The organism is Oscillibacter sp. (assembly GCF_032060045.1).
Classification (GTDB): Bacteria; Bacillota; Clostridia; order Oscillospirales; family Oscillospiraceae; genus Oscillibacter.
This window is the reverse complement of sequence record NZ_DAMBZJ010000014.1, coordinates 64,125-74,827: the sequence shown is the minus strand read 5'-3', so window position 1 is coordinate 74,827 and position 10,703 is coordinate 64,125. Positions and strand designations below refer to the sequence as shown.

Annotated in this window: 12 protein-coding genes; 11 read left to right on the top strand and 1 reads right to left on the bottom strand. The window is 43.4% G+C overall.

The genetic code is table 11. The features are described from left to right. From RT018_RS07695 to RT018_RS07645, 11 genes are all read left to right on the top strand, one after another. Positions 1–551: hypothetical protein (locus tag RT018_RS07695; RefSeq protein ID WP_312940752.1), on the top strand; the 551-nt coding region annotated here is incomplete at its 5' end. Between the two features lie 6 nt (positions 552–557). Further along, positions 558–1,391 (top strand): hypothetical protein, encoded by an 834-nt coding sequence (locus tag RT018_RS07690; RefSeq protein ID WP_312940751.1) that lies wholly within the window; start codon positions 558–560, stop codon positions 1,389–1,391. Positions 1,392–1,403: 12 nt separating this feature from the next. Beyond that, the gene (locus RT018_RS07685; protein WP_312940749.1) at positions 1,404–1,835 is read left to right on the top strand and encodes a GFA family protein; all 432 of its coding nucleotides are present in this window, start codon (positions 1,404–1,406) and stop codon (positions 1,833–1,835) included. 463 nt (positions 1,836–2,298) lie between these two features. Beyond that, the gene (locus RT018_RS07680; RefSeq protein ID WP_312940755.1) at positions 2,299–2,964 is read left to right on the top strand and encodes a response regulator transcription factor; all 666 of its coding nucleotides are present in this window, start codon (positions 2,299–2,301) and stop codon (positions 2,962–2,964) included. 87 nt (positions 2,965–3,051) lie between these two features. After that, on the top strand, positions 3,052–3,966 hold the full coding sequence (locus RT018_RS07675) for an ABC transporter ATP-binding protein (RefSeq protein WP_312940747.1): 915 nt from the start codon (positions 3,052–3,054) through the stop codon (positions 3,964–3,966). After that, positions 3,959–4,777, top strand: a complete 819-nt coding sequence (locus RT018_RS07670; protein ID WP_312940745.1) for an ABC transporter permease subunit — start codon at positions 3,959–3,961, stop codon at positions 4,775–4,777. The genes RT018_RS07675 and RT018_RS07670 overlap by 8 nt, the downstream gene beginning before the upstream one ends. 11 nt (positions 4,778–4,788) lie before the next feature. Beyond that, positions 4,789–5,694 carry a HAMP domain-containing sensor histidine kinase gene (locus tag RT018_RS07665; RefSeq protein ID WP_312940743.1) on the top strand — a complete coding sequence of 302 codons (906 nt, stop codon included), beginning with the start codon at positions 4,789–4,791 and terminating at the stop codon, positions 5,692–5,694. Between the two features lie 94 nt (positions 5,695–5,788). Then, positions 5,789–6,406 (top strand): lactate utilization protein, encoded by a 618-nt coding sequence (locus RT018_RS07660; RefSeq protein WP_312940741.1) that lies wholly within the window; start codon positions 5,789–5,791, stop codon positions 6,404–6,406. A gap of 123 nt (positions 6,407–6,529) precedes the next feature. After that, complete coding sequence (locus tag RT018_RS07655) at positions 6,530–7,096, top strand: GNAT family N-acetyltransferase (RefSeq protein WP_312940740.1); 567 nt, start codon at positions 6,530–6,532, stop codon at positions 7,094–7,096. A 588-nt stretch (positions 7,097–7,684) separates the two neighbouring features. Then, complete coding sequence (locus tag RT018_RS07650) at positions 7,685–8,164, top strand: GNAT family N-acetyltransferase (RefSeq protein ID WP_312940739.1); 480 nt, start codon at positions 7,685–7,687, stop codon at positions 8,162–8,164. Between the two features lie 264 nt (positions 8,165–8,428). Next, positions 8,429–9,274 carry a MerR family transcriptional regulator gene (locus tag RT018_RS07645; protein WP_312940738.1) on the top strand — a complete coding sequence of 282 codons (846 nt, stop codon included), beginning with the start codon at positions 8,429–8,431 and terminating at the stop codon, positions 9,272–9,274. 264 nt (positions 9,275–9,538) lie between these two features. Here the strand turns inward: RT018_RS07645 and RT018_RS07640 are convergent. Further along, on the bottom strand, positions 9,539–10,703 hold a 1,165-nt coding region (locus tag RT018_RS07640; protein ID WP_312940737.1), incomplete at its 5' end, for an acetyl-CoA hydrolase/transferase C-terminal domain-containing protein.

Below are 10,703 nucleotides of genomic sequence, written 5' to 3'. Positions count from 1 at the left end.
TATTTTATCATATCTGGCTACTTACCGCAGCTTTTTTTGTGCGGTGTTGCCTTAAATTACTATTAACAATAAATGCAATTTCTTGGATGCTTGTTGTTTATGCTATAAAAGAAACGTGGACCATTGAGCCGATCCCCTATTGGCTGCTTCATATTTTATTAGTCATTCTTCTACTTCTATTCTCGTGGGTTACATTACTTCTTTCAAGATATTTTGGCAGTGAAAGCTTGCAAGAATGCAAAGAATTTTCATCGGCGGATAATGAATTTTTACCAGTGTATTTGGGTTACTTTTTTGTTTCATTAAGTATAGCTGACTGCTACGCAATGGCTGCGGTTTACTTACTCGTTTTCGTTTTTACATACCTATCGCAAACACAATTTTTTAATCCTCTTTATTTGCTATTTGGATACCATTATTACCATATTCTAACGCTCCAAGGAACAAGGGTATTTGTAATAAAAAGAGGAAAAGTAATAAGAAATAAGAAAGATATAACGTTTGAACATCTGAGAAGAATTAATGATACAACATTTATAGAAAGAAGGTAGAAGAACTTGACCAATCTTTGTGCAAAGCTTAAGCAAAGGGAAAAGAACAAGTATAGAAAGATCATATCAACAGAAGAACCTGTTTATTCAAATGAAGATATAGAAATTACTTCTGCCACACCGTATGTGCCAGGCGCTGCATTGGAAGACGGCGAATGGTTTTCAATTCAGGATGTATCAAACCAGGAATACAAGATAGATTTGATAGCATCAGAGCATAATTCTGTTGATTTCGACTCATTAAATAAAGACGATTTTGAAAACATAGGTTTTTTGTTTATAGAAATCAACAATCTTATTTGTTTTCAGAATGTTTCTAGGGCAAAATTGGTATCAAAAAAATGTGTCTTTTACTTAGGACAAAGTTTTGAGTATCATACTGACCGACGTGAGATTGTAATAAATGATGTTCCGGATGCTATTTATAACAAGGGTACCAATGTTTTGTACTTTAGACGACTTGAGTCGATCACCAGCATTTTTCGAGGGATCGATCAGTTATACAAGGAAGCAACTGAGGCCGAAACGACGCAGTTTTTATGCAGTAACTTTATTCAGCTGAAAGAAGAATATAATACTTCCAAAGTTAAGACTCCAAATCGGAAGAGGATTGCTCTGGCACAAAAAACATTGGCAAACTTGGATGCAAATAGCAAAAAAAATATCTTTACATATATTGGCGAATACTGTCCTGATCTGAAAGTTTCGGAATCCTCATTTGAGGTTGGAAATGAAGATGAATTGAAGATGCTATTATATGGCATCGAGCAAAGATTCTATACGACAATCGTCGGTGGTGAAAAGAGAATTGCAAACTCGGTGGTCCCTTTTGGACAATAAGCGTATTACCGAATGGATTATTTAAAAGGAAATTTAATTATGATATATAAAGGGTCATGTCTTTGCGGTGAAGTTACTTTTGAAATTGAAGGAGAATTTGAAAATTTCTTTCTTTGCCATTGTGAGCGATGTCGTAAGGATACAGGTTCAGCCCATGCGGCCAATCTGTTTTCTTCTACAGCCAAGTTAAGATGGCTGTCTGGTGAAGCTGAAGTTAAAACCTTTAATTACCGTTCAGAAGGCCACATAAAAAGCTTCTGTTCTAATTGCGGATCAGCGTTGCCAAATATTCAGTTTGGTGGAAAGCTGCTAGTTGCTCCCGCTGGATGTATTGACAATGACATACACATGAAACCGCAAGGGCACATCTTTTGCAAAAATAAGGCAAACTGGGACAATGACTTTGAGAATTTACCAAAATTCAAAGAACTCCCTAATACATGAGGAATGCCAATTTTAATAAATTCTTAAGCATTCTCAATACAATCTCCCAATAGTTAAAGGCTCCAATACATATTATCTACCTTCAATATCTGAAAATTTTCCATTACAACTTTAAGGAAGACATGTTATTTTCAAGCAAATGCGCAAGAGGGTACTAATTGTGATATTGGCTATCCTAACGATCCTTCTTTTGGGCTGGCGATTGTTGCTGCACTCACTCTACAAAACGAGTTATGGTTACTTGGGTTTCCTCAGCGATAAAAAAATATCTGCTGGTTCAGAGGGCAAGAATGGCCACCGGATCTTCCACCCTATGAACCGAAATACGCTGGATAACTTAGCTGCCTATTTGATAGAACACGGAGAATGTGCTTCGCAGCATGTTTAAACCACATAACAGAAACAAAAAAATTTAGATACTTATAGAGTCGAAAAAACCGAAGGAGCCCTACAAATGATTTCCATGAAGAACATAATGATAATCGAAGATGATGCTTACATTGGCAATTTGCTTGAGGATGCGCTCACAAAGGAAGGCTACTGCGTTTCGCGGGCATATTCGGGCACGGAGGCGCTGCTGCTTTTATCAAATCACCGCCCCCAGCTTATCCTTCTGGATTTGATGCTGCCGGGTTTAAACGGCGAGGAGATACTGCCAAAGCTCGCGGGAATTCCGGTTATTGTAGTCAGCGCCAAGGCGGATGTGAGCGATAAGGTAGAGCTGCTCATGGGGGGCGCGGTGGACTATATCACAAAGCCCTTTGAAATGCAGGAACTGCTTGCCCGCGTGGCCGTACAACTTCGAAATGCCTCCCTGTTGGGTACTGCTTCCGTGCTGACTTTTGAGAATTTGGTCATGGATGCCGCATCGCATACTGTCAGCGTGAACGGCATCTTAGTTAAGCTGACCAAAACGGAATACGCCATCTTGAAGCAACTCATGCAAAGCCCGTCACAGGTGGTCACGAAATCCCGGCTGCTGGATCTTATCAGTCTAGACACGCTGGACTGCATGGAAAGCTCTCTGAAGGTGCATATCAGTAATCTGCGAAAAAAGCTACGAGAGGTAGGCGATAAGGATTACATCGAGGCCGTTTGGGGGATCGGGTTCAAGTTGCATGAAAAATGAAGCTTTACTAAATCTTTACTGTTTTCTTAACCGCTGTCTTTACCATATTGTGCTACCATAGCACCAACAATCAAAGGAGGCACTGATATGGAATATGTTCTGACCGTGGAAAACCTGTCGAAGCACTATAAAAGCTTCAAAACGCTGGACGGGCTTTCTATGCACATCGAAAATGGTGCGATTTACGGCTTCGTCGGCAAAAACGGCGCGGGCAAAACGACTCTCATCCGTCTGATCTGTGGTATGCAGAGCCCAACATCGGGCGCTTTTGTGCTGTATGGAACAAAAAATACCGACGCGGATATCGGAAAGATACGCCGCAGAATGGGTGCTGTGGTGGAAACCCCATCCGTTTATCTCGACATGACCGCCGAGGATAATTTGAAAGAGCAATACCGCGTTCTCGGTCTGCCCTCGTTCGAGGGAATTCCAGATCTTCTTAAACTGGTCGGCCTTGAAAGCACAGGCAGGAAGCGGGTAAAAAACTTTTCATTTGGTATGCGCCAGCGTCTTGGCATCGCCGTGGCCCTGGCCGGGGATCCAGATTTTTTGGTACTGGACGAACCGGTGAATGGGCTTGACCCCGAAGGCATCGTCGAAATACGCGAGCTGATTCTGAAACTCAATCGGGAGCGGCAAATAACCGTCCTCATATCCAGCCACATTCTTGACGAGTTGTCACGCCTCGCAACGCACTACGGCTTTATCGACCACGGACACATGGTAAAAGAGATAAGCGCTGCAGAGCTTGAAGCTGCCTGCCGGAAATGTGTCCGGATGACTGTTTCCAACGTGAACGTCCTGACCCACGCACTGGACAAAATGGGGCTGGATTACAGCGTACTCTCAGGCAGCGAAGTTGATGTGTTCGGAAAATTTAATATGACATCCCTGACGATGGCTCTTTACGAAAAAAACTGCGAGGTGTTGTCAATGCACGGGCGCGACGAAAGTTTGGAGAGCTATTACATCAGTCTCTTAGGGGGTGGCAGGCATGAATAAGTTGATGACGGCAAATTTTGCACGATTAAAGAAGAACAAGGTATTCTGGATCAGCATGGCATTCATGTTTGCTGCTGGAGCATCCAGCGTGATTATGAAACTCATAAATGACCCCACGGCGACGGCGGATCAACAGATACTTATCTTCCCAGTTTATATCGGCATCGTCTCCGCCGCGTTTTGCAGCCTTTATATCGGCACGGAGTACAGCGACGGAACAATCCGTAATAAGTTAATCGTCGGCCATGCGAGAAGCGCCGTCTACCTGTCTAATTTCATTACTTGCTCGGCGGCAGGAATTGCAATGTGTCTGTCCTATGTAGCCGCTGTGGCGGTTCTTGGGCTGCCACTGCTTGGACTTTCCCAAATGCGTATGGAAGTGTTGGCTGCGCTCATTCTCGTTGCCTTCATGATGGTTATTGCCACTACCGCCCTATTGACTCTTTTATGTATGCTCAATCAGAACAAGGCGACCGCCGCTGTAATTTGCATCCTCTCCATTGTTGCACTGCTTGTTTTGGCAACGATGATTAACGCAAAGTTGGCGGCCCCACAGTATTTCGACAGCTATGTGTTTACGGATTCTCTGGATGGTGCCATGACAGGGCAGTTAGTAAACCCACGATACCTGACCGGGACAAAGAGAGAAATCTATCAGTTTTTACTGGACTTCTTACCTACAGGTCAAGCCGTTGAGATTTCCATGCAGTCAACGCCACACCTGTGGCTTATGCCGCTGTATTCCCTGGTAATCACACTTGTGTCGACGGGGTGCGGCCTAATTTGCTTCCGTAAGAAAGACTTGAAGTAAGGAGTGCTGTCATGCTCTGGCTTTGCGTGTTGTGTGCGATTCTTGCGTTTGCTGTTACCGTGCTTATTCTAAAAGTCGTGCTGCTCCACAGGACGGCGGATGAGATCCGCGCAGAACTTGCCGCAAGACTGGACACCGATACCAACACTCTAATCACAGTATCCTGCGGCGACCGCCATATGCGGCGGCTCGCCGCAGACCTGAATGCGCAGCTGCGCTTACTTCGAAAGGAACGTAGGCGACTTCAAAGCGGGGATTTGGAATTAAAAGAAGCCGTGACGAATATTTCCCACGACCTGCGTACGCCGCTCACGGCCATATGCGGCTATTTGGAATTGCTTAAGCAGGAGGAAAAAAGTGAAGGCGCCAGCCGTTATCTTACCGTGATCGAAAACCGTACGGAAGCTATGAAACAGCTCACTGAGGAGCTCTTCCGCTATTCCTTCATCACGTCATCAACAAATGGCATTAAGTATGAAGATGTGATCATGAACAGCGTTTTGGAGGAAAGCGTTTCCGCATATTATGCCGCTTTGAAGAACAGTGGAATTACGCCTGTGATTACAATGCCAGAATGCAAAATTCAGCGCAGGCTTGATCGCCGGGCCTTGGCCCGCATCTTCGGCAATATTATAAGCAATGCCGTCAAATATAGTGATGGCGATTTGGAAATTACGCTGAGCGAAGACGGAGCCATTGACTTTACAAACAGTGCCTCACAGCTTGATGAAATTCAGGTTGGCAAGCTTTTCGACCGTTTTTATACGGTTGAGGATGCGAAAAAATCTACAGGACTTGGGCTTTCCATCGCAAAAACCCTTGCGGAGCAGATGAATGGCACAATAAGCGCCCGTTATTATAGAGGCAAGCTGAACATCCATGTTGCGTTTGCAAAAGAGGACCCAGCGCAAGCTTGATTTTATTTCAGTACCGCATAAAATTGAGGCTTTGCGGTATGTTTACCCTGCGAGAAAAAGTCAAGTTAATTTATTTTTAGGGGATTTTACTTACATGGATGAACGAATAAAGAAAGCAATGATCAATTTGCAAAAGAACAATATGACAGGCTTCTTCGTTGAAAACCAGCAGGAATTGCTTCCCCTGCTTTCTACACTGCTTACCGAGGGCGAAAAGATTGGTTGCGGGGATTCCACTACATTGGAAGAGACTGGGGTATTTGAATATCTCCGAAAGGGAAGATATACTTTCTATGATAAACACCAGCAAGGCTTAACTTCCGAGGATAAACGAAAACTATATCTCAATAATTTTCACGCAGATACGTTTATTACGGGGACAAACGCTGTTACCGTGGATGGGAAGTTGTTTAACATTGATGGAAACGGCAGCCGCGTTGCTCCAATGATTTACGGGCCCAGGCAGGTCATCGTTGTCGTTGGAATAAATAAATTAGTTGATACCGTGGAAGATGCTATTCAGCGCACACGACAAATTGCAGCACCGCTGGATGCGAAAAGGCTTAATAAAAATACGCCATGTGTAAAACTTGGTAGGTGTATTGACTGCAAACATGAACAGCGCATCTGTAATGATTTTGTCCTGATAGCATGGCAATTTTCAAAGGATAGAATTAAAGTGATTTTTGTAAATGGGAATTATGGGTATTGATAGATATTCCATATTTATGATCGTGTATTAATTGGAAATTTGTATGTCCGCTATATTTCGCCTTAGGCGGAGAAGACGAACTTGGCAACAACCAGACTTATGGAAATTTTGAGAGGAAAATGTATGATCGATACAGAAAGATTGCTTCTGCGCCCTTTTCTTGAAAGTGATGCGGAGGATGTGTTTGAATATCTGAAAGAGCCGGCTGTAAACTGCTTTGCCTGCATGAAAATAAGTTCATTTGAGCAGGCCGAAGCAGAGATGAAAAACCGGGTTGGTGAAACCAATTACTATTTTGCCATCGTCCTGAAAGAGACCGGCAAGGTTGTTGGTGAGATCAACGCCTATCCGGAGAGTGGCGATTCCCATAATGCAACGGGCGATACGAATTCCCCGCGTGATACCTTCAGCCCCTATTGGATGCTGAATGCCGCTTATCAGGGAAAAGGTTATGCATATGAAGCGGCTCACGCGTTCTATGATTATCTGTTTCGCGAAAAAGGGGCCCGCCGTATTTATGCTTATACAGAAGACTACAATTTATCGAGCCAGCACCTTTGTGAAAAGCTAGGGATGCGCCGGGAAGGATTCTTTCAGGAATTCATATCTTTTGTGAACAATCCAGATGGGACACCGCGTTATGAAAACACCATACAATACGCCATCTTGAAAAAAGAATGGTATGGATAAGTAACTGTTGTTTATTCTGCATGGAGAGGATGCAAAGCTCATTGGGTGCCAAACGTGAAAATACGTTAGGTGGACAGGCCTGTCATGCAAATCAGACATACGCCTGTCCGAGAGCACCACAAAACGAAGAAAAACAGAGTAGCCTGCGGGCAAACGGCAAAAAAGTCATGAACATGAGTTCCGGCGTCAATTCCTTATCGAACTTCACAGTTTGAATAGCAAATTATCCGAGCAAAGGCGCGAAAAAAGCAGTCGAGAAGAAATATCTCAACTGCCTTTGTTTGGATAATTTCATAGCACGAAACCGCCACCTATGGGGAAAGTATAATTTATCTTGCCCGATTATTGACAAGTATAGTATCCGCAAAAGCCTCGCAAATCAGAGATTCCAACAAATAGGAAAAATTGAAATTATACTTTCGGGCGCAACAAATAAACCTCCACTGGTATCGTTCCAGCCGTTTTTCTTTAGAGGCAACGTTGTTTATGTTGTGATGCTATTTTATCAGCAGTCGAAATTCCTGTCAATACCACCGCCGAAGGCGGTTTAGTGCTATGTTTATCTTATAATTAGGAGAAAAATCTAAAATGAATACTGGGTTAAATTTCCGCTTTGCGGAAGAACAGGATGTAGCGAAGATTTTACACTTCGTAAAAGAACTTGCAGCATATGAGAAGATGGCAGATGAAGTGGTTGCCACGGAAGAATTAATAAGAGAATGGTTGTTTGAAAAGAAGATTGCAGAAGTCATTTTTGCTGTTGAAAACGAAGCAGAAGTGGGGTTCGCATTGTTTTTTCACAACTTCTCCACCTTCCTTGGCCGCGCTGGAATCTATCTCGAGGATTTATATGTTCTTCCAGAGTGCAGAGGAAAGGGCTATGGGAAGGCATTATTAAAACAACTCGCGAAACTAGCGGTTGAGCGAGGATGTGGGCGTCTGGAATGGTGGTGCCTTGATTGGAATCAGCCAAGCATAGATTTCTATCGTTCTCTTGGTGCTGAACCCATGAGTGATTGGACAGTTTATCGAATTGCTGGAATGACGCTTAAAGAACTGGCTAAATAATTTTACAGTGCGCCAAGTGAATGAACTGATGTATCATACTGAGTGTCATACAAATTTCTTATAATGTTTACACTGTGCAAAGAAAATAAGGTCTAACTATTTATATTGTCTTACAGGATAATAAATCTTGGTATATAACTGATAGCTGGTAACTGCAAGGTCACAAGTCTTTTGAATCGTATAAAGATATTTAAAAAAGCTATTGACCCTTACGGAGCGTCATAGAGTATAGTTTTTCTTATCAAGAGCAGGAGGCCAGATGTTATGAGAACCGTTAAGGAAGTATCAGAACTCACGGGTATCAGCGCGCGCGCACTTCACTATTATGATGAGATTGGATTATTTCCCCCCACAGATAAGAACGAAGCGGGATACCGGCTTTATGACGATAAGGCCTTGGAGGATTTACAGCAGATACTGTTTTTTCGTGAGTTTGATATTCCTTTAAAAGAAATCAAAGCCGTCATGGAAAGCCTGTCTCTTGATAGAAATCGGATTCTGCGAATGCAGAGAGAAATGCTGGTGGCAAAGAAAGAACGTATGGAACGCCTGATTGCCAGCATCGATGACATTCTGAAAGGAGACAGTAGAATGGATTTTACAGTGTTTACCAAAACAGAGATCGAGAAAATGTTTCAGCTTATGTTTGATAGCATACCGGAGGAAATGCGTCAAACGGCTATTACCGAATTCGGTAGCGTAGAGCAGTGGAAAAAGCATTATATGGAAGTCGTATCGTCTGAGGATATGCAAAAACGCTATGCAAAAGTAGTTGAGTGGTATGGTGGAAAAGACGCTTATTTGGACACCCTAGAAAATCCAATCAGCAAAAATGCTATGGAAAGCTACAAGCGACGAGAAGCTGCAATTTGCCAAAAGCTGGTTGGGAAACGTGGCTGCGATCTTAATTCTTTTGAAGTGAAAGAGATTGTAGGTGAATACGGTTTTGTGATGAAACAAATTTGCCAGATAAATGAAGAAAAGGGCATGATGTTGGCCGTTGCGCAGTCCTACCGAAATAAGAAAAGTCAACAAGAAATTGATGAACAATATGGGGAGGGTGTAGCAGCGTTTTTTGCACAGGCAATTGAAGCGTTTTACCATGACTGAATTTTCTTTTATAAGAAACTATAAGTAAACTCAGCAATTGCAGTGTCAGAATACTGGGTAACAAATAGGTCTTCCTTTCTGATTCTCGTCTATGAATATAGCTGAGGCAATCCTATCACATAAGAATAAACGTATGATGCCGCTTAGCATAGAGCTCAAATGCGAATACTTTATCTTTTGAAATAAAAAGTCCGTCGATTTTTCGACGGACTTTTTGTGCTTGTTTAATTCGATTTCTTTGGTATGCAATTGCACCCAAAAAACTTACCAAATGCCATACTCCATTGCTTGTTTTTTTAATTCATCTCTGAATGCAGGATGTGCAATGGCGATGAGTGCCTCCGCGCGCTCAGTAACATTGCGGCCGCGCAGCCAGGCAATTCCATATTCGGTAACCACATAATCAGTGTCATTTCTAGAGGTGGTAACGACTGCCCCCTCATGCAGGAATGGGACGATTTTACTGTGCAGCACTTCCTCTCTGTGCTCGTTTTTCGACGTATAGGTAGAGTGCATGGCAATAATGGACTTACCGCCCTTTGACATTTGAGAACCCTGAACAGTTTCAGACTGACCGCCCGTACCAGACCACTGGTCGCGACCTATGGTCTCCGATGCACACTGTCCCGTTAGATCCACTTCCAAAGTGGCATTGATGGAGACAAACTTATTATTGCGGCCAATGGTGTAGGGATCATTGGTAAATGTACAGGATTTAAAGAGTACGGCAGGATTATTGTCGATGAAGTCGTATAGGCGCTGACTGCCCATGGTAAAAGAGCAGACTGAATATCCATTCAATAGACCTTTACAGGAATTATCCACAGCCCCACATTCGATCAGATCCACCATTGTTTCCGTAAACATCTCGGTGTGGATTCCCAAATGCTTTTTGCTCTTTAGTTCCGCTGCCACTGCATTGGGAATATTTCCGATACCCAGCTGAATGGTAGAACCATCCTCTACCAGTGAGGCAATCAGTTTTCCAATTGTCGCATCCACTTCCGTATAAGGCGCTAGATTGGCGCATGGGATGGGCCGGTCAGATTCAACCACTGCGGCCACTTCTGAGATATTTACGATTGTATCGCCGAAGGTACGTGGGAAGTTTGGATTCACTTCCACAACGGCCAATGCACCGGCATTGATCAGATCTCGCTCGTAAATGGCACTGACGGAAAGGGACATATTTCCATGCCGATCCATTGGAGAGACAGTTGCAAAAACAACCGGCCGACGTTTCTCATAGTATACCCGATCCAGCGCCTTGCGCAGCACCGAAGTGGAGCTCTGAGGTATGGCACTCACCAACTTCTTTTTGTGGGCATCACGCAACCCTGCACTGAAGAACCAGCCATTATGAGACATAATGCCCTGCATCTCAGGATCTTTGAAAGCCTCGTAGTATTGCAGCGGCAGGCAGGTATTT

Excerpts from the sequence above, each read along its gene's own strand:
- RT018_RS07670 (WP_312940745.1), top strand. The coding sequence starts at position 3,959 with ATGAATAAGTTGATGACGGCAAATTTTGCACGATTAAAGAAGAACAAG.
- RT018_RS07675 (WP_312940747.1), top strand. The coding sequence starts at position 3,052 with ATGGAATATGTTCTGACCGTGGAAAACCTGTCGAAGCACTATAAAAGC.
- RT018_RS07655 (WP_312940740.1), top strand. The coding sequence starts at position 6,530 with ATGATCGATACAGAAAGATTGCTTCTGCGCCCTTTTCTTGAAAGTGAT.
- RT018_RS07660 (WP_312940741.1), top strand. The coding sequence starts at position 5,789 with ATGGATGAACGAATAAAGAAAGCAATGATCAATTTGCAAAAGAACAAT.
- RT018_RS07685 (WP_312940749.1), top strand. The coding sequence starts at position 1,404 with ATGGATTATTTAAAAGGAAATTTAATTATGATATATAAAGGGTCATGT.
- RT018_RS07650 (WP_312940739.1), top strand. The coding sequence starts at position 7,685 with ATGAATACTGGGTTAAATTTCCGCTTTGCGGAAGAACAGGATGTAGCG.
- RT018_RS07645 (WP_312940738.1), top strand. The coding sequence starts at position 8,429 with ATGAGAACCGTTAAGGAAGTATCAGAACTCACGGGTATCAGCGCGCGC.
- RT018_RS07680 (WP_312940755.1), top strand. The coding sequence starts at position 2,299 with ATGAAGAACATAATGATAATCGAAGATGATGCTTACATTGGCAATTTG.
- RT018_RS07665 (WP_312940743.1), top strand. The coding sequence starts at position 4,789 with ATGCTCTGGCTTTGCGTGTTGTGTGCGATTCTTGCGTTTGCTGTTACC.